The organism is Kribbella pittospori, assembly GCF_004331465.1.
In the GTDB taxonomy this organism is placed as follows: domain Bacteria; phylum Actinomycetota; class Actinomycetes; order Propionibacteriales; family Kribbellaceae; genus Kribbella; species Kribbella pittospori.
On sequence record NZ_SJKB01000014.1, the window covers coordinates 1 to 26,907 of the forward strand.

Consider the following 26,907-nt stretch of genomic DNA (forward strand, 5'->3'; position numbering starts at 1 on the left):
CCCACCGGCTGAACACCCGCCCACGACAGACCCTGGGATGGAAGACTCCAGCCCAAGCCCTCGACGAGGCGCTGCGTGCAACAACTGGTTGAAACCGCCGCCGCGACGTGGCTTGGTGGGTGCACAAAGTCGGATCGGGGGCGTGGCATGCTCGGGTCAGTACTGCGCCCGCACCGCGCGAAGAGGTGAGACGTGGATCCACGGTTCGACCTGCCGCTGTACACACGTGCCGAGGTGGCGCTCCAACTGGGATTGCCCGCGACGACGCTCGGGGACTGGTTGCGGTCGGGTGCGCTGGAGGCGGGCAGCGGTGGACGCGGGGAGCCGACGATCACTTTCGCTGGGCTGGTCGAGACACACATGCTGCGACAACTCAGGTACGCCGGGTTGTCGCTCCAGGCGATCGGTGAAGCGGCAGTCGCGCTGCGCTCCCGCGCCGGGCGGCACTATCCGTTGGCGTGGTCCGGGCTGGCGCACGACGGCCGGGATCTGCTGATCGAGATCGCCGCCGAAGGCCGCGAACAAGGCTGGGAACGCATCCGCGATAGTCAAGGCGGCCTGCCCGGCGTACTGTGCCGTGGGTCGGCCGCGATCGGCTGGTCCGAGGACGGGTACGCCGGAACGCTGCGGCTGGTCATCTACCACGACGTGGATGTCGTCGTGGATCCGGAACGAGCCGGCGGACAGCCCCTCGTCGAGGGCTCCGAGGTCCGCGTCGAGGACGTCATCGATCGGGTCCGCACCGGGGCGACGTACCGCGAGATCGCCGCCAAGTTCAGCCTCGAGGACTTCGAGGTGGAGGCCTTGGTCCGCCCGCACATCCGGCCACCGGCCTTCCGCAAGGCCAGCCACACCCGGCCCCAGGCCGACTCCTTGCTGTGAGGGGACATCTCGACAGGACGTATGGGGCTCCACGTGCTGCCACTGCCGCGAGGACACGCCCGCCGGGCGGCCGATGCGGGCGACACCTCCTGTCGAGCGGTACGCCTACCGCTCGTCCTTGATCCGCTTGGCCTTGCCGAGGGAGCGTTCGAGGGCGTGGGGAGGGAGGACCTCGACGGTGGCGGTAACGCCTACTCGCTCTTTGATGCGGCGGGCGAGGTGAGCGCCGGCGGTCGTGGTGTCGGTGAGGCCGGGTGCTGCTTCGACCTGGACGGTGAGTTCGTCGAGGCGGCCCGGGCGGGTGAGGACGCAGAGGTAGTGCGGGGTCAGGCCTTCGACCAGGAGGATCTGTTCCTCGATCTGCGTGGGGAACACGTTGACGCCGCGGACGATCATCATGTCGTCGGTGCGGCCGGTGATCTTCTCCATCCGCCGCATCCCGGGCCGCGCCGTGCCTGGGAGCAGCCGAGTCAGGTCCCGGGTGCGATAGCGCAGTACCGGAAAGGCTTCCTTGGTCAGCGTGGTGAAGACGAGTTCGCCGATCTCGCCGTCCGGCAGTACCTCGCCGGTGACCGGGTCGATGATCTCCGGGTAGAAGTGGTCCTCCCAGATGTGCAGGCCGTCCTTGGTCTCCACACATTCCTGCGCGACACCCGGCCCCATCACCTCGGACAGGCCGTAGATGTCGACGGCGTGCATCCCGGTCCGCTGCTCGACCTCGGTGCGCATCTGCTCGGTCCACGGTTCGGCGCCGAAGATGCCGATCCGCAGCGAGGTGTCCCGCGGATCCATCCCGCGCGCTTCCATCTCGTCCACGATGGCGAGGAAGTACGACGGCGTGACCATGATGATCTGGGCGCCGAAGTCGCGGATCAGGTCGACCTGCCGCTCGGTCATCCCGCCGGACACCGGTACGACGGTGCACCCCAACCGCTCGGCACCGTAGTGCGCCCCGAGGCCACCGGTGAACAGACCGTAGCCGTAGGCAACATGGCACACATCGCCCGCACGCCCACCGGCCGCGCGGATCGACCGCGCCATCAGGTCGGCCCACGTATCCACATCGCGTTGGGTGTACCCGACCACCGTCGGCCGTCCCGTCGTACCCGAGGAGGCATGCACCCGCACCACTTCGGACCGCGGTACGGCGAACATCCCGAACGGATAGTTGTCGCGCAGGTCCGCCTTGGCCGTGAACGGCAACCGGCTCAGATCCTCCAGCGACTTCAGATCGCCCGGCGCGAAACCGACCGCATCCAAGGCCGCGCGATAGTGCGGGACCTGCGAGTACGTCGTCCTGACGGTTGCCTGCAGCAACGACAGCTGACGGGACCTGAGTTCGTCGACGGACAGCCGTTCACCGTCGTCACGCAGGTTCTCGGGACAGGGATCGCCGAGCATCACACCACCTACCGATCAGGGACGGGCGAGCAGGGTCGCGATGCCCTGACCGACTCCGATGCACATGGTTGCCAGCGCGTACCCGGCGTCGCGGTGGCGAAGCTCCAGGGCGGCGGTCAGAGCGAGGCGGGCACCGGACATCCCCAGCGGGTGGCCGAGGGCGATGGCGCCGCCGTTCGGATTGACGTGCTCGGCGTCGTCGGGGAGGCCGAGCTCGCGCAGTACTGCCAACGACTGGGACGCGAACGCCTCGTTCAGTTCGATCGCGCCGATGTCGGACAGCGCGACGCCGGTGCGGGCGAGCAGTTTGCGGGTGGCGGGCGCCGGACCGATGCCCATGATCCGCGGCGGCACCCCGGCGGCCGCCGTACCGACGATCCTGGCGAGAGGAGTGACACCGAGCCGCGACACCGCCTCGCCGCTCATCACCAGTAGCGCGGCCGCGCCGTCGTTCACGCCCGACGCGTTGCCGGCGGTAACCGTTCCGGGGCTGCGGAACGGCGTCTTCAGCCCGGCCAGGGCTTCCAGTGAGGTCTCCCGCGGGTGCTCGTCGGCGTCGACGACAGTCACCGCACCGCGCTTGCCGGGGACGGAGACCGCGACGATCTCCTCGGCCAGCCGCCCGTTCGCCTGGGCCTTCGCGGCCCGCTGCTGGCTGCGCAGCGCGAACAGATCCTGGTCCTCGCGCGACACGTTGAACTCCGCGGCCACGTTCTCCGCGGTCTCCGGCATCGAGTCGATCCCGTACTGCGACTGCAGCACCGGGTTCACCAACCGCCAGCCGATCGTGGTGTCGAAGATCTCCGCCTGCCGGGAGAACGCGGTCGTCGCTTTCGGCATCACGAACGGCGCCCGCGACATCGACTCGACCCCACCGGCGATCACGATCTCGTTGTCACCGGCAACGATCGAGCGGGCCGCCGAGGCGACCGCGTCCAGACCGGAGCCGCAGAGCCGGTTGATCGTCGTCCCCGGAACCTCGACCGGGAGTCCGGACAGCAGCACCGCCATCCGCGCCACATTGCGGTTGTCCTCGCCGGCCTGGTTCGCGCAGCCGAGGATCACGTCGTCGACCAGCGAAGGATCGAGCGCGCTGTGCCGGGCCAGCAACGCGGACACCGCATGCGCGGCCAGATCGTCCGGCCGGACAGTCGCGAGCGCACCGCCGTACCGTCCGATTGGCGTGCGCACGCCGTCGACCAGGAACGCCTCACGGGTCATGACTCCTCCTCCGAGGCCAGGATGGTGCCGGACAACTGACGGCTGCGGCCGCGGAACTCGGCGATCACGTCGTCGCCGCGCCGAACCGTCACGTCGTAGATCGCGTTCCGGCCGAACGCCGTCCGCTCGTGTGCCTCGGCGACGAGCAGGTCCCCGCGCCGGGCCGGGGCGACGAAGACGATGTCGCAGGCCTGCGCGACGGTCACCTGGTTGCGCGAGTTGCAGGCGAACGCGAACGCGGAGTCGGCCAGGCTGAACACGAATCCACCATGCGCGATCCCGTGCCCGTTGACCATGTCCTCGCGCACCGGCATCTCGAGCCGGGCCGTGCCCTCGCCGACGTCGACCAGCCGCATGCCGAGGCCGGCGCTGGCGGTGTCCTCCGCCCACATCGCCGCGGCCACGCGGGCCGCCAGCTCGTCACCCATGGATTCGCCCCATCGAGAACTAAGGTTGTGACAACCTATCTCTGATTGTGCCGTTGACTGTAACATCGCAGTCATGACCACCACCGGTACCGATCGGCTCGCCACCCACCGCGAACGCTTGGACGCCGCCATCGCGGCCATCCGCGGCCGCGGCTACCACTCCGCCTTCCCGGAGTCTCCCAGTCCCCGCGTGTACGGCGAGACGGCGGCCGCCGACGGCAAGGCAGCCTTCGAGGCCCATCTGAGTACGACGTACGCCCTGGAAACCCCGGGGTCGCGCGGCACGGTCATCACAGAGCAGTCGCCGTTCGGCATCACGATGGACGTCGCCTACCCGCGGACGGTCGAGGACGGGCTGGACGAGCTGGTGGCAGCGGCTCAACAGGGCATCTCCGACTGGCGCAAGGCCGGGATCGACGCCCGGACCGGGGTCACGCTGGAGATCCTCGCCCGGCTGCACCAGCGGGTGTTCGAGCTGGCCAACGCGGTCCAGCACACCAGCGGGCAGGCATTCGTGATGGCGTTCCAGGCCGGCGGCGCGCACGCGCTGGACCGGGCGCTGGAGGCGGTCGCGTACGCCTACGAGGAGATGCACCGGTATCCGGCCGAGGCCACCTGGGAGAAGCCGGCCAAGGGCGACCCGATCCGGATGGAGAAGACGTTCACCGTCACCGGCCGTGGGGTCGCGCTGGTGATCGGCTGCAACACGTTCCCGACCTGGAACTCGTGGCCCGGCCTGTTCGCGTCGCTGGTCACCGGCAACGCCGTCGTGGTCAAGCCGCACCCGCTCGCGGTCCTGCCGCTGGCGATCACCGTCGAGGTCTGCCGCGAGGTGCTCGCCGAGGCCGGCTTCGACCCGAACCTGGTCACCCTGGCCGTGGAGCACGCCGGTGACGGCCTGGCCAAGCCACTGGCCCAGCGTCCCGAGGTCAAGCTGATCGACTTCACCGGCAGCACCGAGTTCGGTGAGTGGCTGGAGCAGAACGCGACCCAGGCGACCGTCTTCACCGAGAAGGCCGGCGTCAACGCGGTCATCATCGACTCGACCGACGCTTTCAAGGCGCTCTGCGGGAACCTCGCCTTCACCCTGTCGCTGTACTCGGGCCAGATGTGCACCACGACCCAGAACATCTTCGTCCCGGCCGGCGGGATCGAGACCGACGAGGGGCACAAGTCCTTCGACGAGGTCGGCGCGGGCATCGCCGGCGCGATGGGCAAGCTGCTCGGCGACGACGCCCGGGCGGTCGAGATCCTCGGCGGCATCGTGAACCAGGCCGTGCTCAGCCGGCTCGAGCTGGCCCCGGAGTACGGCGAGGTCGTGCTGGAGTCCCGTGCGATCCAGCACCCGTCCTTCCCGGACGCAGTCGTGCGTACGCCGCTGCTGGTCGCGATCGACGCCAAGGACGACGAGGTGTACGGCCGCGAGTGCTTCGGGCCGGTGTCGTTCCTGGTCCGGACTGCGGACACCGCGGAGTCCATCGACCTGTTCCGCTCGACCGTCACCGAAGGCGGCGCGATGACGGCCGGGATCTACTCGACCGACCCGAAGGTGCTCGACCAGGCCCGCGACGCCGCGCTCGACGCCGGGGTCGCCCTGTCGGAGAACCTGACCGGCCCGGTGTTCGTCAATCAATCGGCTGCTTTCAGCGATTTCCACGGCACCGGCGCGAATCCAGCCGCCAATGCGACATACACCGACGGCGCTTACGTTGCGAGTCGCTTCCGCGTCATTCAATCTAGGCGTCATGTCTGACGCTTCGGATTCCGAGAACCTGCGCGAAGTACTCGCCTACTACGACACCTGGCTGGCGTTCAACCAACGCTTCCAGCGGGTGCCCGGGGTCCAGGCCGCGGTGTACGCCGGGAACGGCGTCGCCTTCTCGGTGGCGTACGGGATGGCGGACGTCGAGGACGACGTACCGCTGACCGAACAGCACCTGTTCCGGATCGCGTCGCATTCGAAGACGTTCACCGCGACGGCCGTTTTCCAACTGGTCGAGCAGGGGCGGTTGCGGCTGGACGACAAGGCGTCTCAGCACGTCACCGAGATTCTCGGTACGCCGCTCGGTGAGCGGACCGTCCGTGAACTGCTGGCGCACGCCGGTGGGATCACCCGGGACAGCGACGCCGCCGACTGGTGGCAGCTCCAGACCAAGTTCCCGGACCGGGACGAGCTGCTGGAGGTACTGCGGCAGGAGTCGTCGGCCGTGATGCCGGAGAACGAGCGCTTCAAGTACACGAACATCGGCTACGGACTGCTCGGTCTGGTGGTGGAGGCCGCGTCCGGGACGTCGTACAACTCCTATGTCCAGACTGCGATCGTGGACAAGCTCGGCCTGTCCGGACTCGGACCGGAGCTGGATCCGGCCCGCCTCACGGAGTACGCCGCCGGCTACAGCGCACTGTCATACGCACCGGACCGGGTCCCGATCGAGCACGTCGACACGCGCGCGCTGGCCCCGGCGACCGGCTTCTTCGGCAACGCCCGGGATCTGGTCACCTACTTCTCCGCGCACCTGCCGGGCGACGACCGGCTGCTGACGGACAAGTCGAAGCGCGAGATGCAGCACCCGCTGTGGCAGACGTCGGAGGACGACTGGCCGAGGTACGGGCTGGGCATGCATCTTGCGAAGACCGGCAACCGGCAGCTGATCGGGCACGGTGGTGGCTACCCGGGGCACATCACCAGGTCCATGTTCGACAAGTCGGCCGGGATCGCGGTCTCCGTCCTGACGAACTCGATCGACGGTCCCGCAGGGCAGTTGGCCGAAGGATTCTTCCGGCTGCTCGATCTGGCCGAGTCGAAGGACCGTCCGGGTGACACGGCCGATCTGGCCCGCTTCACCGGTCGCTACGCCAACCTGTGGGGTGTCAGCGACATCGTCCAGCTCGGCGGTCGCCTCTACGCTCTCGACCCGGCTCAAGGCAATCCCGCCGACAAGCCGACTGTGCTCGAAGCCGACGGTGACACGCTGCTGGTGACCGAGGACGGCGGCTCCGGCGCCTACGGTCAGCGGTACCGGTTCACCTTCGACGCGGATGGCCGGCCGGAGACGGTTCGTCACGCCATGGGTCTGCTGAGCCACCCGATCGACCGTTTCACCCTGCCGCCCCGCGTGACCGCGCGGTAAGTACCGTGCGGGTATGACGATCCACGGCGATCACCCGTTCTTGCCGCCCGAGTCCGAGCGCAGTCCGGTCCGCAGGCTGCGCGGGCGGCTGCCGTCGCCGGTCAGCCTGTGGACCAGCTCGTACGACGGGAAGCGCGCGGGGCTCACGGTGTCGTCCATGCTGGTGGCCGATGGCGAGCCCGGCTACGTGATCGGGTTGATCGACCCTGACTCGGACCTGTGGGAAATGTTGCGTCAGGCAAGGACCGCGGTCGTCGCCCTGCTCGGCGCCTCGCATCAGCAACTGGCCGATGCATTCGGCTATGTCGCGCCGGCTCCGGGCGGCCCGTTCCGGCTGATCGACTGGACGGACACCGAGTGGGGCCCGGCTCCGGCCGGTGTCACCACCTGGGCCGGCTGCACCCTGACCACGCCCGACCCGCCCGAGGTCGGCTGGGCCCTCCAAGTCCAGCTGGAGATCGCCCACGTCGAGCTTGCCCCCGACGAGGTCCCACCCCTGGTCCATCGCAGGGGCCGCTACAGCACGGCTTAAGCTGGCGGCATGCGTGCCACGATGATTCATGCCCCGTTCGACATCCGGCTGAGCGACGTACCGGATCCGAAGATCGACGGGCCGACGGATGCGCTGGTGAAGATCGTTGCCTCATGCATCTGTGGCTCGGACCTGTGGCCGTACCGGGGCGAGAACCCGGTGGCGGAGCCGCGGCGGATCGGGCACGAGTTCGTCGGGATCGTCGAGGAGGTCGGCGCCGAGGTGCGCACGGTCAAGCCCGGCGACTTCGTGATCACGCCGTTCGTGGTGAGCGACGGCACCTGCCCGAACTGCCAGGCCGGGTACCAGACGGCCTGCCAGAACCGGGTCGGCTACGGCACCGACCTGGCCGACGGCGGCCAGGGCGAGTACGTCAAGCTCCCGTTCGCCGACGGCACGCTGGTGGCAACACCCGAGGTGCCGGACGACGCACAGATCCCGTCGCTGCTCGCGCTGTCCGACGTGATGGGCACCGGCTGGCATGCCGCCCGGGCCGCGCGGGTGAAGGCCGGCGACACCGTGGTGGTCGTCGGTGACGGTGCGGTCGGTCTGTGCGGCGTACTTGCGGCCTCGCGGATGGGGGCCGAGCGAGTCGTCGCGTTGTCACGGCACGAACCACGTCAAAAGCTTGCCGTCGAATTCGGTGCCACGGACATCATTTCCGAACGCGATGACGCGGCGCGGGACGCCGTACTCGAACTGACCGGTGGAGTCGGCGCGGACGCGGTGCTCGAGTGTGTCGGGACCGGGCAGTCGATGACGACGGCGTTCGATGTCGCCAGGGCCGGGGCCATGGTCGGGTTCGTCGGGGTGCCGCACGGGGTGGAGCCGCCGATCGGCGTGATGTTCCGGCGGAACGTCGGTCTGGCCGGTGGGGCCGCTCCGGTTCGCGCGTACCTGCCGCGGTTGATGGCCGACGTACTTGCGGGCGAGATCGACCCGGGCAAGGTCTTCGACCTCGAGTTGCCGCTGGCGGAAGTGGCCGAGGGCTACAAAGCCATGCACGAGCGGCGGGCGATCAAGGTTCTGCTGCGTCCGTAGGAAAGTTTCGCGCAACGCGACTGATCAAGGTGCCGATCGGGCACCCGATGTGCGCGCTCTCACACTCGTGCGGCGCGCGGGGTCACGGCTGCGCAACGCGCCTGCGCGGAGCGTTGACACTCGGCGGGCCGCGTGCCCAGAGTTGGGCCGTCAAGGGGGCATCGTTGTCACAGGCGGCTCCACCCAAGTGATCGGAGAGTGAACATGCGTGGTCTGAGTAAGACCCTCGCGGTGCTGAGTGCGGCGGGTCTTCTCGCGGTCAGCGCCTGCGGGAACAGCGATGACGGCGGCGGCGGCGGGGATTCGGCGGCGAGCAAGGACGTCACCGTCTTCACCTGGTGGGCCGATGGCGGCGAGAAGGCCGGTCTGGACGGCATGGTCTCGGTGTTCAACACCGACTGCAAGGACTTCAAGTTCGTCAACTCCGCGGTCGCGGGTGGCGCCGGGTCGAACGCCAAGCAGGTGCTGGCCAACGACCTGCAGGCGGGTAAGCCGCCGTCGACGTTCCAGGCGCACGCCGGCGCGGAGCTGAAGGACTACATCAACGCCGGCCAGGTCGACGACGTCAGCCAGTTGTACAAGGACTACGGGCTGGACAAGGCCTTCCCGCAGAACCTGATCGACAACCTGACCGTCGACGGCAAGATCTACTCGATCCCGGCCAACATCCACCGCGCCAATGTGGTCTGGGCCAACCCGACGGTGCTGAAGAAGGCCAGCATCGACGGCACCAAGGCTCCGGACAGCGTGGACGCCTGGATCGCGGACATGGACAAGCTGAAGGCGGCCGGTGTGAAGGCGCCGCTGGCGATCTCCAAGGGCTTCGCGCAGGAGATGCTGGTCGAGGCCGTGCTGCTGGCCGACCTCGGGGCCGACAAGTTCAGCGGCCTGTGGGACGGCAAGACCGACTGGGCCGGTGCGGACGTGACCGCGGCACTGGAGAAGTACAAGAAGCTGCTGACCTACACGAACGCCGACCGTGAGGCGATCGACTGGCCGGACGCGCTGCAGTACGTGAACAAGGGCCAGGCCGGCTACACGCTGATGGGTGACTGGGTCGCCGCGCAGCAGCTGGCCGACAAGGTTCCGGACTCGGCGTACACCTACTGGCCGGCTCCGGGGACCGCGGGAAACTTCCAGTTCCTGGCGGACTCGTTCACGCTGCCGACCAACGGGGCTGACCCCGACGGTGCGAAGTGCTGGCTGAAGACCGTCGGCTCGGCCGAGGGCCAGAAGGCGTTCAACACCAAGAAGGGCTCGATCCCGGCCCGTTCGGACGCGCAGCCGGCCGACTACCCGAAGTACCAGCAGACCGCGATGGCCGACTGGAAGAGCAACAAGATCGTGCCGTCCTGCGCCCACGGTGCCGCCTGCACACTGGGTCAGAACAACGACATCCTCTCCGCGCTCAGCCAGTTCAGTGGCAGCCCCGACGTCGCCAAGTTGCAGACGGCGCTCGCCAATGCGATGAAGACGAGCTGATGCGCGACGAGTTGCGGATCCGGCCTGGCTGGGAGGACTGAGCATGCACGGAAGAATCCGCACCTGGGGACCTGGTGCCCTGGTGCTGCTGCCGACCGTGCTGTTGCTCGGGTACTTCGTCTACGGGCTGATCGCGTGGTCCTTCAACACCTCGCTCACCGACCGGCACACGGCCCGCAAGGGCCCGGCCAACTACGTCGGCTTCGAGAACTACGTGAATCTGTTCCACGAGGACCGGTTCCTCAACTCGCTGAAGAACCTCGGCGTGCTCACGGTGGCGTTCATCGTGGGCACGCTGATCTTCGGCCTGCTCTGGGCCCTGCTGCTGGAGAAGGGGGTCACCGGCGAGGGTGTGTTCCGGTCGATCTTCCTGTTCCCGATGGCGATCTCGATGATCGCCTCGGGCGTGGTCTGGGGCTGGTTGCTGAATCCGTCCCAGGGTGACGACGCCCGCGGCCTGAACCGGCTCTTCGCGATTCTCCATCTGAACTTCCTGGAGAATCCGTGGTGGACCGCGGGGAGCAGATGGACGACGATGGCGGCCATCGCCCTGCCCGCGGTCTGGCAGATGTCCGGCTACATCATGGCGCTGTTCCTGGCCGGCTTCCGGGGCATTCCCCCGGAGCTGCGCGAGGCCGCCCGGGTCGACGGTGCGAGCGAGTTCAAGCTGTATCGGTACGTGCTGTTCCCGCAGCTGTCGCCGATCGCGCTGTCGGCGCTGATCATCCTCGGCCACATCTCGCTGAAGCTGTTCGACCTGATCTACGCGATCACCGGGCCGAACCAGTTCCGCACCGAGGTGCCGTCGATCTACATGTGGAACACCTTGTTGCGCAGTGATCAGGCCAAGGCGGCCGCGATCGCGATCGTCCTGCTCGCGTGCGTCGCCGTACTCGTCATCCCGTACCTCTCATGGACCGCCCGGCAGGAGGCCAAACAATGAGCGCCGCAGAAGCCGCCACCGGCCAGGCCGCCGCGGCGCTCACCCGCAAGCCGCGGCGCGGTGCGATCGCCGACGGTTCGACGCGACGCAGCCGGACCTTCCGGTACCTGTTCCTGCTGCTCTTCCTGTTGTTCGTGCTGACCCCGGTGTACGTCGTCGTGGTCACCAGCTTCAAGACCGCCAGCGACACCACGGCCGCCGCGCAGTGGTCGTTGCCGGAGACCTGGACGCTGGAGCCGTGGAGCAAGGCGTGGGACGTACTACGGCCGTACATGATCCGCTCGCTGTCGCTGGCGATCCCGGCCGCGATCATCTCCTCGATGATCGGTTCCGCGAACGGGTTCGTGCTGGCCCGCTGGCGGTTCCCCGGCGCGAACATCGTGTTCGCGTTCATCCTGTTCGGGATGTTCATCCCGTACCAGGCGGTGATGCTGCCGCTGCGGACGACGTTCACCGAACTGGACGTGACCCGGGGTGTGCCGACGCTGATCATCGCGCACTGCATCTACGGCATCCCGATCTGCACGCTGATCTTCCGGAACTACTACGCCACGATCGTGCCGACCGAGATCATCGAGTCGGCCCGGGTGGACGGCGCCGGACTGGTCCAGACGTACGCGCGGATCATCCTGCCGATCTCGATCTCCGGGTTCGTGGTGACGCTGATCTGGCAGTTCACCTCGGTCTGGAACGACTTCCTGTTCGCCCTGTTCCTGACCCAGCAGAACAACGGCCCGGTGACGCTGGGCCTGGCGGCGCTGTCAGGCGGCCAGAAGGTCGACTACGCGGCCAGCATGGCCGGTGCGCTGATCACCTCGTTCCCGACCCTGCTGGTGTACATCCTGCTGGGCCGCTGGTTCATCGGCGGCCTGATGGCGGGTGCCCTGAAGGGCTGACCGGCAGTACGACGTACGACGCGGCCCGTGCTACTCCAAGCACGGGCCGCAGTCGTCCGGTGACGGCGTGTCGAGCTCGTTGTCCACAGGACGCGCGCAGGGGCCTGCGGCGGACTGGGACTGGACGGTAATGTCGCGGACGTGACCAAGTCACCGCGAGGCCGGGACGGACGGCGCAGCCACCTGCGGCTGGTCGATTCGGCGCCGGGCCCGACCCACGGACCCACGGCTGGTGTCGACGTCGACACCACGCCGAGCGTCGCCGTGCTGGAAACCCTGCTGGAAACGCTCTCCCTGGACCTCGCCGCCGCACCGCCGGCGCTGCACCCGGTGATCGCCGAGGCCTCCGTCGCGCGGTCCGCGGCGATGCTCGCCGATCAGCTCTGGCCGGCCGGGAGGCCGGACGAGATCGGCGAGGTCGAGCGGTTCTTCTGGGCCGATGCCGCGCGGGTGCTCGGTGAGCGCCGCGACCTCGAATCCTTTGTCCTGCTGACGAGTCTGGCTCGCACGGTCGGTCCGGCCGGCCGGTTGCCGCTGCAACGGGCACACCTGTCCCGGCTCCGCACCGAGGCCGAGGTTCCGGACTGGGTGACCCGGATCGCCGGATTCCGGCTGACCAGCGCGATCGTGTCCGAGGACATCAGCGGTGACGGACTGAGCGTCGTACTGGACTACGACGACGACCACCATCCGCACACCGTGGTGGTGTTCATCGACAACAACCTCGGCGCGATCGTGAAGGACGTGTTCGTCGGACCGCCGGTGGACCGGGTGCTGGAGGCGTACCAGCGCGGTGGCCGGGTGACGATCCGGTCGGTCCGCCCGCCGACCGCGGCCGGGATCATCCTGCAGGCGCTGGGCGAGACCAACGACTACGACGATCCGCCGGTCAGCGAGGACTTCGAGTTCTTCTCGGCCCTGCTGGTGAACCGGCTGACCCAGTTGCCGGAGCGCCCGATCCGGCCGCCGGTTCGCCCTCTGCTCTCGCCGAGGCAGCGGGATCAGTTGGTCGACGATTTCCTTGCGTCGCCGTACGGCGCGGGCCTGTCTGGCGACGCGGGCGACATCGTGCGGCTGTGGATCGACCACGCGGTGGACCACACCGTCGGCGGTCCACTGCGGGTGAGCGCCGTACTGGTCGAGTTGTTCCTGGCGCACTGGCTGCCCCGCAAGGTGCTTGCCGACAGCACCTACTTCGAGGCGGTGCCGGTGGTGGTCAAGGCCTGGCTGGGGTTCGCGGGGGACCGGACCCAGTTGGCGCTGGACGCCATCGACGAGGCGGTTGACGCGGTGGATGTGTGGACGCCTGCGCTGGAGGCCGCGGCGATGGTCGACCCGGTCGGCTCGAAACCGGGCGAGCGGGTCTTCCTCGACGACACCACCAACGACCTGGAGGACGCGTACCGCGCCCTGTCCGGTCTCGGCTCACCGCCACAGCCGGATCTGCATGGCCTGGACAAGTCCCAGGCCGCAACCCTGTCCGTTCTCGCCCCGCACGCCTGGCTGATGGCCGGCGAAACCCTGGGCAACGCCTACGCTCCCGACGCCTTCGACATTGCCGAACGCCTCGTCCGCGAGGCCCCCGACCTGCTCGCCAAGGCCCGCCTCTCCACCTGGCCACGCGCCATCGTCTGGCTCCTGGCCCACCGCCACCGCCTCGTCGGCCCTGGCGAACCCCTCACCCCCTACGCCCTCGCCGCCGACCTCTCCTCGTCCCCCGCCACCCTCCGCAAGACCGCCAAACTCCTCACCGACACCCTGGTCCTGCCCCGCTGATCCGGATGGTGGGCCGCCCGCGGGCGTTCTTGGGTCGCGGCGGACAATGGCGGCATGCATGTGCGTGCGCCGGAGCTCAAGGGTCGTGGATGGTTGAACACCGGAGGGCGGGAGCTGTCGCTCGCGGACTTCCGGGGGCGGTTCCTGCTGCTGGACTTCTGGACGTTCTGCTGCATCAACTGCCTGCATGTGCTGGACGAGTTGCGGCCGCTGGAGGAGAAGTACGGCGACGCGCTGGTGATCGTGGGGGTGCATTCGCCGAAGTTCGCGCACGAGGGCGAGGAAGCGGCCGTCCGGTCCGCGGTCGAGCGGTACGAGGTCGGCCACCCGGTGCTCGACGACCCGCAGCTGGTGACCTGGCAGAACTACACCGCCCGCGCCTGGCCGACGCTGGTCCTGGTCGACCCGAACGGGTACATCGTCGCGCAGTACTCCGGTGAAGGACACGAGCATGCCCTCGACGCCCAGCTGGCCGAGCTGATCGAGGAGCACGAGCGCGCCGGCACACTGACCCGGGGCAAGTCGCCGTACGTCGCTCCGGCGCCGGAGCCCACCGACCTCCGCTTCCCGGCCAAGGTCGTTGCCTTGGACAATGGTTTCCTGGTGGCGGACGCCGGAAACCACAGCATCGTCGAGCTCGCCGAGGACGCGACCACCGTCGTACGCCGGATCGGCACCGGCGAGCGTGGGTTCGTGGACGGCGGCGACTCGCAGGCGCGCTTCTCCGAGCCGAACGGGCTGACCCTGCTGCCCGACGACGTGGCCGCGCGACTCGGGTACGACGTGGTTGTCGCGGACACCGTCAACCACGCACTCCGTGGGATCGCGTTGCAGTCCGGCGAGGTGACCACACTCGTCGGCACCGGCAAGCAATGGATGGACGGTGACGGGACCGACGTACTGAGCTCGCCCTGGGACGTCGCCTGGTGGCAGGACAAGGTGTGGATCGCGATGGCCGGAGTCCACCAGTTGTGGACGTACGACCCGTTCACCAAGGTCGCAGAGGTTGCCGCCGGCACCACCAACGAAGGTCTGAAGGACGGCGCCCCGGCCGAGGCATGGTTCGCGCAGACGAGCGGCCTCGCAGCGGACGGGGACCGGCTCTGGCTGGCCGACTCCGAGATCTCGGCGCTGCGCTGGATCGACACCGAGGTCCACACAGCTGTCGGCACCGGCCTGTTCGACTTCGGCCTGCGCGACGGCAAGGCGAGCGAGGCCCTGCTCCAGCACCCGCTCGGCGTGACCGTCGTCCCGGACGGCTCGATCGCGATCGCCGACACCTACAACGGCGCCGTACGACGCTATGACCCGCGCGCCGACGTGGTCGACACGATGGCCACCGGACTGGCCGAGCCCAGTGATGCTGTTGTCGTGGGCAACGAACTGCTGGTGGTCGAGTCGGCGGCGCATCGGCTGACCCGGATCCCGCTGGGTGCGTCGGCGAAGGCGGACGAGTTCAGCACCAGGACCCAGCGGCCGCCGATGGATGTGATGGGTGGGGACGTGACGCTGGAGGTCGTCTTCACACCACCGCCGGGGCAGAAGCTGGACGATCGATACGGACCGTCGACCCGGCTGCTGGTGTCCTCGACGCCGGAGAACCTGCTGCGCGAAGGCGCCGGCGACTCCACCGATTTGAGTCGCCGGCTCGTCATCGACGAGCGGGTCGGGGACGGCGTACTGCACGTGGCCGTCCAGGCGGCTTCGTGTGACGACTCGGCCGAGGTCGAGTTCCCGGCCTGCCACATGCATCGCCAGGACTGGGGTGTCCCGATCCGCGTCACGCCGGACGGCGCGGTCCGGCTCGAACTGGTGCTCTCAGGCGCTACCGCCTGAGAACTACTCCTGGATGTCGCGGTGGTGTTCCTCGACGACGCGGTACTCCTCCTCGACCGCGGGGTCGATCGCGTCGGTCTCGACGCGACGGCGCCGGTTCGTGATGTAGAAGGAGAGCATGATTCCGGCCAGGCCGGCGAGCATCAGGATGTAGCCGACAACAGTCAGGTCGACAGCGTCCCACGAGTCCCGGACCGCGAACGCCAGGATGGCGCCGACCACCATCAAAAAGATCCCCACACCGATGCTCATGCGCGTCCTCGCTTCGCTCCGGGCGCCCATGAGACACGAGGTGCGCAGTCCCGAATGATGTGCTCGCTTCGCTCGCCCATGTCGAGCCTCCTAGTGAAGTCGCTCTACACCCACGACGCTACTCCGCGTTGGCGGCGTTATCCATCAACACCCGATGTCGCTTGCGCCACCCCATCTGTACCCGGAGGGTAAACACGGACCGTCAGCGCGCGTGGAGCTCGATGTCGCCGGAGGTGGTGGTCGCCTCGAGAGTGTGGGACCCGCCGGTGTCGTTGCCGAGCTCGTTGCCGACCTCGCCGCTGCGGGTCTCGGTGCTGACCTTGTAGCCACCGGACGGCGCGGAGATCTCGATGTCGCTGCTGGTGCCCTTGGCCCGTACGTCGTTCGCCTCGGCCAGGTCGAGCTCGATGTCGCCGGAGGTGGTCTCGACGTTCACCGGGCCGCCCTTCAGGCCGCGCGCCTCGATGTCACCGGAGTTCGCCGTCACGTCCAGCTTGCCGGTCAGGTCCGACACCTCGACATCGCCGGAGGTCAGGTCGAGCCTCACGTCACCGCTGATGTCGCTGAGTTCGACCTTGCCGGACGTGGACTTCGTGTCGACGCCGCTCACTCCGGCGATGGACACGTCGCCGCTGCCGTTGTGGCCGATCACCTTGGTACCGCGCGGGACGGTCACCTCGAAGTCGGCGCTGCACTGCCAGCCGCAGTCGCCGTCGAGCTTCAGGGTGCCGTTGTCGACGGAGTACGCGTCGCCGTGCTTCCACAGCCAGTACTTGCGCTTCTCCTGCACCGTGGTCTTGTCGTCGCCGGACACCCTGATCGTGACGTCGGCGTTCTTGGCGGCCAGCTCGACCGTGGTGATCCGATCGTCGATCGTGTGGGTGTCGTCGGAGTCCCGGTCGCCGAAGGTCCAGAACGCCAGTCCCGCCGCGACCACCAGAAGCACAGCCCCCAGTTGCTTGCTCTCCGCCATCGTCCGCCTCTTCTTCTGCTGCCCCGCCACCTTGTCGGCTCGACAGTAGGCCGACCGGCGGTGCCGCAGGATCCGGCAGATCCCCCGGCGCGTCCCTGAGGGCTTCCTGAGGTCACCCCCGGCGTACGGCGGGGGACAGGGGACGGCCCTGGCTCGGACAGGGGAAGCCAAGCCAGGGCCGCTGTGTTGCCACGGGCAGCAACGCTCCTACAAACAGCCGTTCCTCACCAGGGCAGATCGTGGGGCAACCCGGGGCAGATCATCTGCCCGGGCCTCCGGCTCGACCCGCGCAAGTGGTCGAGCCGGAGGGGTTCGGGTCAGAAGGCGGATTCGGGCAGGTCCATGATGTCGAGGTCGGTGAGCTCGGCCTTGATCCGCTCGGCCCGGACCGTCGGCATGGTGGAGCGGACGAACCACTGGGCCGCGGCCACCTTGCCGGTGTAGAAGTCGAGGTCGGCGGCGGAGAGCTCGCCACCCAGCTTGTCCAGCGCGACCTCGGCCTGCCGCAGCATGAGCCAGGAGCAGACCACGTCGCCGAGCACGTACAGGAGTCGTGAGGTGTTCAGGCCGACCTTGTAGATGTTGCGCGGGTCGCCGTTCTCCGCCTGCGGGTTGCTGGCCATCAGCGCCTGGCCCATCACACCCAGGATCTTCTGGGCGTCCTCCAGGCCCTTCGCCAGCAGGCCGCGCTCCTCCTTCAGCCGGCCGTTGCCGGCCTCGGAGGCGACGAAGCCCTGGATCTGCTCGGCCAGGTGGCCGAGCGCCTTGCCCTGGTCCTTGATGATCTTGCGGAAGAACAGGTCCTGGCCCTGGATCGCCGTGGTGCCCTCGTACAGGGTGTCGATCTTGGCGTCCCGGACGTACTGCTCGATCGGGTAGTCCTGCAGGAAGCCCGAGCCGCCGAACGTCTGCAGCGACTCGGTGCCCAGCAGGGTCCACGACTTCTCCGAGCCATAGCCCTTCACCAGCGGCAGCAGCAGGTCGTTCACGCCCTCGGCGACCACGTCGTGCTCACCGGCGTACCGGGCCTGCTCCGCGCGGTCCTGGTACGTCGCCGTGAACAACACGAGCGCGCGCAGCGCCTCGGCGTACGCCTTCTGCGTCATCAGAGACCGGCGAACGTCGGGGTGGTGGGTGATCGTGACCCGCGGCGCGTCCTTGGCCGGCTGGGTCAGGTCGGCGCCCTGCACGCGCTCCTTGGCATACTCCAGCGCGTTCAGGTAGCCGGTGGACAGGGTGGCGATCGCCTTGGTGCCGACCATCATCCGCGCGTACTCGATCACCTGGAACATCTGCGCGATGCCGTCGTGCACCTCGCCGAGCAGCCAGCCCTTGGCCGGTACGCCGTCGCCGAAGGTGATCTCGCAGGTGGTGGACACCTTGATGCCCATCTTCTTCTCGACGTTCGTGACGAAGGCGCCGTTGCGCTCTCCGGTCAGCTCGCCGGTCTCCAGGTCGAAGTCGTACTTCGGGACCACGAACAGGCTCAGGCCCTTCGTGCCCGGACCGCCGACGCCGTCGATGCCCTGCGGCCGCGCGAGCACCAGGTGGATGATGTTCTCGGTCAGGTCGTGCTCGCCCGAGGTGATGAACCGCTTGACGCCCTCGATCTGCCAGCTGCCGTCGTCCTGCAGCGTGGCCTTGGTGCGCCCGGCACCCACGTCGGAACCGGCGTCCGGCTCGGTCAGCACCATGGTGGCGCCCCAGCCGCGCTCGATGATGTGGTGCGCGATCTTCTGGTCGCGCTCGGTGCCGTTGCGCCAGAGCACGTGCGCGAAGTTCGGGCCGGCGGCGTACATGTGCACCGGCGGGTTGGCGCCGAGCACCAGCTCGGCGGCGGCCCAGCGCAGCGACGGTGGGGTCGGCTGTCCGCCCAGCTCGGCCGGCAACTCGAGCTTGAACCACTCGGCGTCCATGTAGGCGTGGTAGCTCTTCTTGAACGCCTCGGGCATCCGGACCTCGTGGGCCTCGGGGTCGAACACCGGCGGGTTGCGGTCGGCCTCGGTGAAGGACTCGGCGAGCTCGTGCTTGGCCAGCCGGTCGATCTCCGCCAGCACCTCACGCGCGGTGTCGACGTCCATGTCGGCGTACGGGCCCTGCCCGAGCACCGCGTCACGGCCCAGGACCTCGAGCAGGTTGAACTCGATGTCCCGCAGATTCGACTTGTAGTGGTTCACAGGGTTCCCCTACCTCTTCGCAGCGCCATACTCACGAGTAACTTAAGTATATACCGGCCGGTAATGAAGGCAAAGTGAGATTAGGTGTGAGGTGTGACCACGACACTGATCTACGAGACCCACTCGACCACCCTGGACAACGAGCGCGGCATCTCGACCGGATGGCTGCCGGGGCAGCTGTCGCAGGCCGGGATCCGGGAGGCGATCGCGATCGGCCCGCGCCGGCGCGACGTCGATGTCGTCTTCAGCTCCGACCTGCGGCGGGCCGTCCACACGGTCGAGCTGGCCGGCCTGAGTGTGCCGCACTTCCAGGACTGGCGGCTCCGCGAGTGCAACTACGGCGAGCTGAACGGAGCGCGGTCGGGGGCACTCGAGCCGCGGGTCGGGCGCGTCGACACGCCGTTCCCCGGCGGGCAGAGCTATGCCGACGTCCTCGAGCTGACCCGCTCGTTCCTGGCCGACATCAAGCGCTGGTACGACGGCCAGAAGGTGCTCGTGGTCGCCCACTCGGCGAACCGGTGGTCCTTCGAGCACCTTCTGGGTAGTCGTGCGCCGCTCGAGGAGCTGATCGCCGCCCCGTTCGACTGGAAGCCGGGCTGGGAGTACGAGTTCTAACTCATGGGGTGTACACCGCTGCGCTGCCGTAGAGCTTCTGGGTGAACGCCGAGATGTAGGTGTGGGTGTCCGCCGACGTCAGGTTGTAGGTGAGGAAGACGCCGTACCCCTCGTCGACCGTGCGCTGGGCGAGGCCGGCGGCGGTCGACGAGCTTGTCGCGGTGTACGAGACGGCGGCCGGAGAGAGGCGGGCCTTCGACGTCGGGCCGCTCGGGACGCCCCAGGTGCCGTAGTACGGGTTCCAGGCGTAGTTGAAGGTGTTGGCGATGCTCTGGCCGTTGTACGTCAGCCGGTCCGCGGCCGGGCCGATGTCGTAGAGCGTGATCAGCTTGTTCGGCAGCTTCTGGCGGAGGGCCTGGACCAGGTAGACGAAGGAGAAGTCGTTCGGCTGGCCGGTGCCGTTGTTGCCGTACTCGGCGTACTCGTCGTCGAAGTCGATACCGTCCAGGCCGTACTGGTTGACCGCGTCGGCGAGTTCCTGGGCGAACGCGTCGGCGGCCTGCTGGGACGGGAAGTTCGCGAAGCCGGCGCCCTGGTGGTTGCCGAGGATCGACAGCAGGACCTTGATGCCCTTCTGCTGCAGCGGCCGGACCTGAGTGGCCACGTTGTCGAGCACGTTCTGCACGTTCTCGTTGAAGGACAGATAGGCCTTCGTGCCGTCGTAGTTGATGTTGGCCGCGAAGATCACCGCGACGTCGAACACCTGTGCGCCACCGCTGGCCAGCGTGTACTTCGCGACGTTCGTCATGGGTTCGTTGTTGACCTCGACGTACACCACCGAGATCGGGCCGGGCTTCCGGGCGCGGCACTTCTTCGGCTGCGCCTGGGCCGGCAGTGCGACCCCGGTGGTCGCCGCCGCGGTGCCCGCGGCCAGGGCTGACAACAGGGTCCTTCTCCGCATGAGCTGTGGACTCATCGATCGACTCCTCGTCAAAGGTGGGCGGTGCGCTATATCGGTTAAGTTCAATTCGCCGCCTGGCGGAAGGCGCAGGCGGCGAGTGGAGATAAACCGGTATAGCGTCACCGATCATCGATCGGCGCTCACCCGGTGTCAAGGCCTCCGGGACGGCCGCGGTACGTCGATGGTGACACCAGCGGCGCGGGGAAGGTTGCATCCGGGTCGCGGTGCTGGTGACTGATAGACCAAGATGGATCCAGGGGGCGGGAGAAACCTACGGGGGTCAGGCAGGAGAGGACCCGAGGTGAGCACTCCAGCAGCAACCGGCCAGGTCGGTACGGCGCGGACGCGGCGATCACTGGTCGCCGGGACGGTCGGGAACTTCGTCGAGTGGTACGAGTTCGGCGCCTACGGGTTCTTCGCCACCGTGATCGCGGCGAACTTCTTCAGCAGTACGTCGACCAGCGACGCGGAGAGCCTGATCAAGACGTACGCGTCGTTCGCGCTGGCGTTCTTCTTCCGGCCGATCGGGGCCGCTGTCTTCGGCCGGGTCGGCGACCGGATCGGCCGGCGGCCGACGCTGATCCTGGTGCTGCTGCTGATGGCCGGGTCGACCACGCTGATCGGCGTACTGCCGACGTACGAGACTGTTGGGGCGGCTGCGCCGTGGCTGCTGACGCTGGTGCGGGCGCTGCAGGGGTTGTCGGCCGGTGGCGAGTTCGGTGGCGCGGTGTCGATCATGACGGAGTTCGCGCCGAAGACGAAGCGTGGACTGTACGGCAGTTGGCAGTCGTTCACGGTCGCGCTCGGACTGCTCGCGGGGGCGGGGCTCGCGGCGATCCTGGCGACGACGTTGAGCGAGGAGGCGCTGAACGACTGGGGTTGGCGGGTGCCCTTCCTGGTCGCGCTGCCGCTCGGTCTGGTCGCGCTGTGGCTGCGGCTCAAGTTGGAGGAGACGCCGAACTTCGCGCGGGTCCAGGAGCGCGACCCCGAGCCGGCCGCGCCGGGCGAGGTGGCGAAGGCGATCGCCCTGGGCATCGGCCGGCTGATGGGCTGGTCGGCGGCCGGCTACACGTTCCTCGTCGTGATGCCGTCGTACTTGCAGGCCACCCTGAACGCGACGTTCCAGCAGGCGCTCGTCGCGACGGTGCTGGCGAACCTCGGATTCGCGGTGTCGATCCTTCCGGCCGGGTGGTTGAGCGACCGGATCGGGCGGCGGCCAGTGATGGCGACCGGTGCGGCGCTGGTCGTCGTGCTCGCGTTGCCGTTGATGAATCTCTTGCAGGACAAGGATTCCGGGAACGCGGCCAAGGGGATCGCGGTGTTCGTGGCCGGGCTGGTTGTCGGGCTGATGGCCGGGCCGGGGCCGGCGATGCTCGCGGAGATGTTCCCGACCCGGGCTCGGTACACCGGCCTCGGGCTGGCGTACTCGCTGTCGAATGCGGTGTTCTCCGGGTCGGCCGGACTCATCATCACCGAGTTGATCAAGCGGACCGACAACATCGACATTCCGGCCTGGTATGTGATGGTGACGTGTGCGGTGAGCGTTGGCGCGCTGCTCACCTTGCGAGGAGACGACCACCGACGGGAGTTGCGGGACTGACATGCGAGTCATCGGCCTGATGTCCGGGACGTCGTACGACGCCATCGACGCTGCTGCGGCGGACCTGCGGCTGGACGGGGACGAGTTGGTGCTGACCCCGCTCGGGATGCTCAGCCAGCCGTACTCCGACGACCTGCGCGCCGCCGTGGCCGGGTCGTTGCCACCGGCAAGTACGTCGATGGAGCAGGTGTGCCGGCTGGACACGCGGATCGGGCAGGCGTTCGAGGATGTCGCTCGGCAGGCGGTTGAGCAGCTGTGTGGTGGGTACGCCGATCTGATCGTTTCGCATGGGCAGACGGTGTTCCACTGGGTCGACGGCGGCACGGTGCGCGGGACGTTGCAGTTGGGGCAGCCCGCCTGGATCGCTGAGGCGACCGGCATTCCGGTTGTGTCGGATCTGCGAGCCCGTGACGTTGCGGCTGGCGGGCAGGGTGCGCCGCTGGTCAGCATCATCGACGTGCTGTGGTTGCGCGGGCGGTCCGGCGTACCGATTGCTCTGAATCTTGGCGGGATCGCGAACATCACCGTCGTACATGGTGAACCTGTTGCCTTTGACACCGGCCCGGCGAACGCGTTGATCGACGCGGTGGTGGCCGAGCTGACCGGTGGGCGGCTCGGGTTCGATGCGGATGGGGCGATGGCTGGGCGTGGGCAGGTGCATCCGGAGCTGTTCGGGCGGTTGATGGCCGAGCCGTACTACGAGCGGGCGGCGCCGAAGAGCACCGGGAAGGAGTTGTTCAATCTTTCCTATCTCGCTCGGGCATTGGACGGACTGCCGGATGTGCCGGCGGACGACCTGGTCGCGACGGTGACCGCGTTGACGGCCCGGACCGTGGCGGACGCCGTACGACGGTATGGCGGGACCGAGGTGATCGCGTCCGGGGGTGGGATCCGCAACCCGGTGCTGATGCATCTGCTGGCCGGGGAGCTGGGGGCGGTGCCGTTGCGCAGTACGGACGAGCTGGGATTGCCGTCGGCGGCGAAGGAGGCGTACGCGTTCGCCGTACTCGGGTTCCTGACGGCTCACGGGCTGGGTGGGACGGTGCCTAGCTGCACGGGGGCGCGGCACTCGAGTGTGCTCGGGTCGATCACCCCCGGACTGCGGGGACTGCCTGGGGCTGAGCCCGACGTGCGGCCTCCCGTGCGCCTCTTGATCCAGTGACCCCACACTAGGACTGTGACGAGGTTGTTCGTGGTGACAGGTGCACCCGGGGCCGGGAAGACCACGGTCGTGCCGGAGCTGGTCCGGCTGAGCCCGGGAAACATGGTCGTGATGGACATGGACGAGTTACTGGACGATCACGGCCGGTTGCTCGGGATCAACATCGCCAGCCCGACCGCGGCGCCGATCTGGCCGGCGTACAACGCCCTGTGGCTGCGCATCACCGAGCTGATCCGGCGGTCCGGGATCCCGGTCCTGCTGCTGTCGCCGCTGTTGCCGGCGGAGCTGCCGGAGGGCCGATGGCTGCATCTGGACTGCTCGGATGCGGTACGCCGGAAGCGGCTGGCCGGGCGCGGTTGGCCCGAGGCGCAGATCGAGGAGGCGCTCGCGGACGCGGCCGAGATCCGCAAGCACGTACCGCGCTCGGTGCGCGGCGACGTGTCGCCGGAGCGGTCCGCGAGAAGCATCCTCGACTGGATCCGCGGCGAGCGCTTCGGCAAAACCCTGAGCCTCTGGGGCCGGCTCCGCAGTTGACGCCCATCGACGGTGGTCGCGGAGTGGGGTGCCGGGCTGGGGGTCGCGGAGTTGACCCTTCGGGTTGGGTGCCGGGCTGGGGGTCGCGGAGTTGACCTTCGAGTTGGTTCAGGGGTGAGGGTCGCGGCATGACTTCGAGGTTGACGATCAGTGAGTTCGCCCGGCTGGTGGGACTGGCGCCGAGCGCCCTGCGGTTCTACGACGACTGCGGCCTGCTCCCGCCCGCGTCCGTGGACGGCTCCAACGGCTACCGCTACTACGCCCCGTCCCAGCAACCCCGCGCCCGCCTCCTGCGCGATCTCCGCGAGATCGACCTCCCGTTGGCCGAGGTCCGCCTGGCCCTGGACGCCGACCCCGCGGAGTTGGCGAGCCTCGTCCGCGCACACCTACGCACCGTCGAGGCCAAAACAGCCGCCGCCCGAGCCGCCGCCGAGCACCTCCTCACCCACCTGACAGCCGACCACACCCGGGTAGTCCTAGGCGGCCCTGAATTCGCCAGCGCCATCCGCCAAGTCGCGCCAGCCGCGGCAAACCCCACGAGCACGTGGGCCGCGTCACCCGCGCCCGGCCCGGCGTCGACCGCCTCAGCCGAGACGGCATCACCCGCGCCCGGCTCGGCGCCGTCCGCCCAGCCTCCGCGCTCGAGCGCCGCCTCGGCTACCACGACGTCCGCCACCTCGGGCATCGCGAGCTCAGATGCCGGCTCCTCTGGTGCAGCCTCCCGGGTTGCCTCCTCCAGTGGTGCCTCGACCTCCACTTCCTCTGACGCGGCCTCGGCCTCCACCGCCGCTGATCCCGCGATGTTGGCTGCGCTTGATTGTGTGTTGGTTGAGGTGGGGGCGGATGAAGTGGTGTTTGTGGCGACGGATCGGTATCGGTTGGCGGTTCGGACTGTGCGGCCGGTGGAGTTTGGTGGGGCGGCGGGGCGGGTGCTGGTTCGGGCGGATGAGCTGGCCGGGCTGAGCCGGTGGGCGGCTGCGGGTGAGGTGGTCGAGCTCGAGATCCGCGGCGAGGGTGCGGTGATCGTGCGCGACGGGGAATCGCGCGAGATCGCGTTGGTGGACGCGGAGTACCCGGCGTACCAAGGGATCCTCGACGGCCTGGCTCCACCGGTGTGCCGGGTGGTCGTGGATCGGGCCGCGCTGCGGGCGGCCCTGGAGGGACGCGAGGTTGTTGCCTTTGACATCGGCTCGGGGGAGTTGCGGATCGATGGTGGCGAGCCGCTCGAGGTGATCGGATCCGGCGCGGCGCGGCTCGGGTTCACCGCGTCGTTGCTGGCGGCGGCGCTCGACGTGAGTGTCGGTCCCGACGTATTGCTCGAGATCTGCTCCCAGGACCGGCCGGTCGTCGTACGTTCGGCCGACCAGGGCACGTTCACCACGCTCGTCATGCCCGTCCGGCTGGACGGGTGAACCGGAGCTACTACGGCTGGCTGGCAGGCTCCACACTCTCGGCGTTCGGCGACAGCGCGCTCTTCTTCGCCCTCGGCTGGGCGGCGACCGGGATCGCGCCGCACGTCGCCGGCCTCGTACTGACCGCCTTCTCCCTGCCGCGCGCCGTACTCCTCCTGCTTGGCGGGGTCCTCGGCGACCGCTGGGGCCCACGCCGCATGCTGCTCGTCTGCTCAGCCGTCGTCGGCACCTGCTGCTTCGTCCTGGCCGCCGTCGCATCAAACGTCACCGCTGCGCTGTTGCTGGTGACCGCAGCGGTGGTCGGAACGGTCGACGCGTTCGCACTACCCGCGGCGGGCGCTCTGCCTCGGCTGTTCGTCACAGAGGAGGAGCTGCCGAGGGCGATGGCTTTGCGTACGTCGGTCACGCAGATCGTCACGCTCGGGGCCGGACCGATCAGCGGGGTGATCGTTGCCGTTGTCGGTCTGGTGGGTGCGTTGGTGGTGGATGGGGTGACGTTCGCCGTCCAGTTCCTGGTGCTGCTCGCGATCAGACCGCCGTACGACGTGAGTCCTCAGAGCGCACCGCGGTCGGTACTGCGGGAAGCGGGGGACGGGATCCGGGTGGCTTGGCGGGATCCGGTGCTGCGGAGCGTGCTGCTGGTGGTCGCGCTGGTCGCGGCGTTCGTGCTGCCGGTGCGGTCGTTGTGCGTGCCGTTGCTGGCCCGCGCAAATGGTTGGTCCGCGTCGGAGACCGGTGTGGTCGTCGGTGTGGGCGTGGCCGGCGGGTTGATCGTGACCCTGCTCGTTGCGCGGTTCGGAACCTTCTCGCGCCCAGGACTGGTCGGCGGACTGGGGTGCTTGCTCGCGGCGGCCGGGATCGCGGGTCTGGGCGCGGCGGCGTCCGTTCCGGTCGCGGTCGGTGTCACGTTGGTCCAAGGTGTTGGCATCGGGATCTTCACGTCGCACATCGCGCCGGTGTTCGTCCGCAGTACGCCGCGTTCGCACCTCACGCGACTGCAATCGCTGCTGTCGTTGGCGCAAACGATCCCGCTGCTCGGCTCCACCAATCTGCTGGCTGCACTCGACATCCAGGGCGCGCTGGTCCTGTCCGCGGTCGCGACCGCGGTCGCCGGGGGCGCACTCCTCCGTCTCGAACCGATCGCCGCGGCAGAGCGTCGTACCGCAACATGACGATCATCTGGGTGAACGGGACGTTCGGCGCGGGGAAGACGACGACGGCCGGGAAGCTGGTCGAGCTCACCGAGGGAACCCGGCTGTTCGACCCCGAGTACGTCGGCTACATGTTGTCGGCGAACCTGAAGGACCAGCAGTTCACCGACTTCCAGCAACTGCCGCCGTGGCGCACCCTCGTCCCCGTCGTCATGGACGAGGTCGCCCGCTTCACCGGTCAGCACCTGGTCGCCGTACAGACAGTCCTGGTCGAGGACTACTGGCGCGAGATCTCCACCGCCCTCCACGCCCTCGGCCATCCCGTCATCCACGTCCTCCTCGACGCCGACGCCGAAACCCTCCACACCCGCATCGACGCCGACCCCGAAGGCCAAGACATCCGCCCCTGGCGCCACGACCACGTCGACGAATACCAGTCCGCCCGCACCTGGCTCCTCCCCACCGCCGACCTGGTCATCGACACCACCAAACACCCAGCCAACTCCGCAGCCACCCAAATCAAGGAGGCCGTAGCCTTGTAAGACACTATGTCTTACATTG

At 68.5% G+C, this 26,907-nt stretch carries 24 protein-coding genes; 17 read left to right on the forward strand and 7 right to left on the reverse strand.

Going from position 1 to position 26,907, the window contains the following annotated elements; genetic code table 11:
* Nucleotides 1-192 precede the first annotated feature (192 nt).
* The gene (locus E0H73_RS34435) at nucleotides 193-882 is read left to right on the forward strand and encodes a DUF433 domain-containing protein (RefSeq protein ID WP_131363547.1); all 690 of its coding nucleotides are present in this window, start codon (nucleotides 193-195) and stop codon (nucleotides 880-882) included.
* Between the two features lie 105 nt (nucleotides 883-987).
* Here the strand turns inward: E0H73_RS34435 and paaK are convergent, their stop codons facing one another.
* From paaK to paaI, 3 genes are read right to left on the reverse strand one after another with little or no spacing between them, the layout of a single operon-like run.
* Nucleotides 988-2,283, reverse strand: a complete 1,296-nt coding sequence (paaK, locus tag E0H73_RS34440; RefSeq protein ID WP_131363549.1) for a phenylacetate--CoA ligase PaaK — start codon at nucleotides 2,281-2,283, stop codon at nucleotides 988-990.
* A 15-nt stretch (nucleotides 2,284-2,298) separates the two neighbouring features.
* Complete coding sequence (gene pcaF, locus E0H73_RS34445) at nucleotides 2,299-3,504, reverse strand: 3-oxoadipyl-CoA thiolase (protein WP_131363551.1); 1,206 nt, start codon at nucleotides 3,502-3,504, stop codon at nucleotides 2,299-2,301.
* Nucleotides 3,501-3,932 carry a hydroxyphenylacetyl-CoA thioesterase PaaI gene (paaI, locus tag E0H73_RS34450; protein WP_131363553.1) on the reverse strand — a complete coding sequence of 144 codons (432 nt, stop codon included), beginning with the start codon at nucleotides 3,930-3,932 and terminating at the stop codon, nucleotides 3,501-3,503. The genes pcaF and paaI overlap by 4 nt, the downstream gene beginning before the upstream one ends.
* A 73-nt stretch (nucleotides 3,933-4,005) precedes the next feature.
* Here paaI and paaN point away from each other — a divergent pair, with 73 nt between their 5' ends.
* The 9 genes from paaN (at nucleotide 4,006) to E0H73_RS34495 (ending at nucleotide 15,569) form a co-directional block, all read left to right on the forward strand.
* Nucleotides 4,006-5,685 (forward strand): phenylacetic acid degradation protein PaaN, encoded by a 1,680-nt coding sequence (gene paaN / locus E0H73_RS34455; protein ID WP_131363555.1) that lies wholly within the window; start codon nucleotides 4,006-4,008, stop codon nucleotides 5,683-5,685.
* Nucleotides 5,678-7,063, forward strand: coding sequence for a serine hydrolase (locus tag E0H73_RS34460; RefSeq protein ID WP_131363557.1), 1,386 nt, complete (start codon nucleotides 5,678-5,680; stop codon nucleotides 7,061-7,063). The genes paaN and E0H73_RS34460 overlap by 8 nt, the downstream gene beginning before the upstream one ends.
* A gap of 13 nt (nucleotides 7,064-7,076) precedes the next feature.
* Nucleotides 7,077-7,595 carry a flavin reductase family protein gene (locus tag E0H73_RS34465; protein ID WP_131363559.1) on the forward strand — a complete coding sequence of 173 codons (519 nt, stop codon included), beginning with the start codon at nucleotides 7,077-7,079 and terminating at the stop codon, nucleotides 7,593-7,595.
* Nucleotides 7,596-7,604: 9 nt separating this feature from the next.
* Nucleotides 7,605-8,636, forward strand: coding sequence for a zinc-dependent alcohol dehydrogenase family protein (locus tag E0H73_RS34470; protein ID WP_131363561.1), 1,032 nt, complete (start codon nucleotides 7,605-7,607; stop codon nucleotides 8,634-8,636).
* 204 nt (nucleotides 8,637-8,840) lie between these two features.
* Nucleotides 8,841-10,118 (forward strand): ABC transporter substrate-binding protein, encoded by a 1,278-nt coding sequence (locus tag E0H73_RS34475; protein WP_131363563.1) that lies wholly within the window; start codon nucleotides 8,841-8,843, stop codon nucleotides 10,116-10,118.
* Between the two features lie 43 nt (nucleotides 10,119-10,161).
* Complete coding sequence (locus E0H73_RS34480) at nucleotides 10,162-11,061, forward strand: carbohydrate ABC transporter permease (protein WP_131363565.1); 900 nt, start codon at nucleotides 10,162-10,164, stop codon at nucleotides 11,059-11,061.
* Nucleotides 11,058-11,957 carry a carbohydrate ABC transporter permease gene (locus tag E0H73_RS34485; protein WP_131363567.1) on the forward strand — a complete coding sequence of 300 codons (900 nt, stop codon included), beginning with the start codon at nucleotides 11,058-11,060 and terminating at the stop codon, nucleotides 11,955-11,957. Before E0H73_RS34480 ends, E0H73_RS34485 begins: the two co-directional genes overlap by 4 nt.
* Before the next feature lie 141 nt (nucleotides 11,958-12,098).
* The gene (locus tag E0H73_RS34490) at nucleotides 12,099-13,733 is read left to right on the forward strand and encodes a hypothetical protein (RefSeq protein WP_238164459.1); all 1,635 of its coding nucleotides are present in this window, start codon (nucleotides 12,099-12,101) and stop codon (nucleotides 13,731-13,733) included.
* Nucleotides 13,734-13,787: 54 nt separating this feature from the next.
* On the forward strand, nucleotides 13,788-15,569 hold the full coding sequence (locus E0H73_RS34495; protein ID WP_131363569.1) for an NHL domain-containing thioredoxin family protein: 1,782 nt from the start codon (nucleotides 13,788-13,790) through the stop codon (nucleotides 15,567-15,569).
* Nucleotides 15,570-15,572: 3 nt separating this feature from the next.
* On the opposite strand, the gene E0H73_RS34500 is transcribed toward E0H73_RS34495, so the two are convergent.
* The 3 genes from E0H73_RS34500 to E0H73_RS34510 form a co-directional block, all read right to left on the reverse strand.
* Nucleotides 15,573-15,821, reverse strand: a complete 249-nt coding sequence (locus tag E0H73_RS34500) for a DUF6458 family protein (RefSeq protein ID WP_131363571.1) — start codon at nucleotides 15,819-15,821, stop codon at nucleotides 15,573-15,575.
* A 202-nt stretch (nucleotides 15,822-16,023) separates the two neighbouring features.
* On the reverse strand, nucleotides 16,024-16,794 hold the full coding sequence (locus E0H73_RS34505) for a DUF4097 family beta strand repeat-containing protein (RefSeq protein WP_131363573.1): 771 nt from the start codon (nucleotides 16,792-16,794) through the stop codon (nucleotides 16,024-16,026).
* A 317-nt stretch (nucleotides 16,795-17,111) separates the two neighbouring features.
* Entirely contained in the window at nucleotides 17,112-18,971 is a 1,860-nt protein-coding gene (locus tag E0H73_RS34510; protein ID WP_131363574.1) for an acyl-CoA dehydrogenase, read from the reverse strand.
* Between the two features lie 93 nt (nucleotides 18,972-19,064).
* Between E0H73_RS34510 and E0H73_RS34515 the strand changes: the two genes are divergently transcribed.
* Nucleotides 19,065-19,586 carry a histidine phosphatase family protein gene (locus tag E0H73_RS34515; RefSeq protein ID WP_131363576.1) on the forward strand — a complete coding sequence of 174 codons (522 nt, stop codon included), beginning with the start codon at nucleotides 19,065-19,067 and terminating at the stop codon, nucleotides 19,584-19,586.
* Nucleotide 19,587: 1 nt separating this feature from the next.
* Here the strand turns inward: E0H73_RS34515 and E0H73_RS34520 are convergent, their stop codons facing one another.
* Nucleotides 19,588-20,502, reverse strand: coding sequence for an endo-beta-N-acetylglucosaminidase H (locus E0H73_RS34520; protein ID WP_131363578.1), 915 nt, complete (start codon nucleotides 20,500-20,502; stop codon nucleotides 19,588-19,590).
* Nucleotides 20,503-20,788: 286 nt separating this feature from the next.
* Between E0H73_RS34520 and E0H73_RS34525 the strand changes: the two genes are divergently transcribed.
* From E0H73_RS34525 to E0H73_RS34555, 6 genes are all read left to right on the forward strand, one after another.
* Nucleotides 20,789-22,087, forward strand: coding sequence for an MFS transporter (locus E0H73_RS34525; protein WP_131363580.1), 1,299 nt, complete (start codon nucleotides 20,789-20,791; stop codon nucleotides 22,085-22,087).
* 1 nt (nucleotide 22,088) lies between these two features.
* Entirely contained in the window at nucleotides 22,089-23,249 is a 1,161-nt protein-coding gene (locus E0H73_RS34530; RefSeq protein ID WP_131363582.1) for an anhydro-N-acetylmuramic acid kinase, read from the forward strand.
* Nucleotides 23,250-23,264: 15 nt separating this feature from the next.
* Nucleotides 23,265-23,783, forward strand: a complete 519-nt coding sequence (locus tag E0H73_RS34535; RefSeq protein ID WP_238164460.1) for an AAA family ATPase — start codon at nucleotides 23,265-23,267, stop codon at nucleotides 23,781-23,783.
* A 128-nt stretch (nucleotides 23,784-23,911) separates the two neighbouring features.
* Nucleotides 23,912-25,195 (forward strand): DNA polymerase III subunit beta family protein, encoded by a 1,284-nt coding sequence (locus E0H73_RS47535; RefSeq protein ID WP_238164461.1) that lies wholly within the window; start codon nucleotides 23,912-23,914, stop codon nucleotides 25,193-25,195.
* Nucleotides 25,192-26,367: an MFS transporter gene (locus E0H73_RS34550; protein ID WP_165555933.1), complete on the forward strand. Its 1,176-nt coding sequence runs from the start codon at nucleotides 25,192-25,194 to the stop codon at nucleotides 26,365-26,367. Before E0H73_RS47535 ends, E0H73_RS34550 begins: the two co-directional genes overlap by 4 nt.
* Nucleotides 26,364-26,888, forward strand: coding sequence for an AAA family ATPase (locus E0H73_RS34555; protein ID WP_131363586.1), 525 nt, complete (start codon nucleotides 26,364-26,366; stop codon nucleotides 26,886-26,888). The genes E0H73_RS34550 and E0H73_RS34555 overlap by 4 nt, the downstream gene beginning before the upstream one ends.
* Nucleotides 26,889-26,907: the final 19 nt, after the last annotated feature.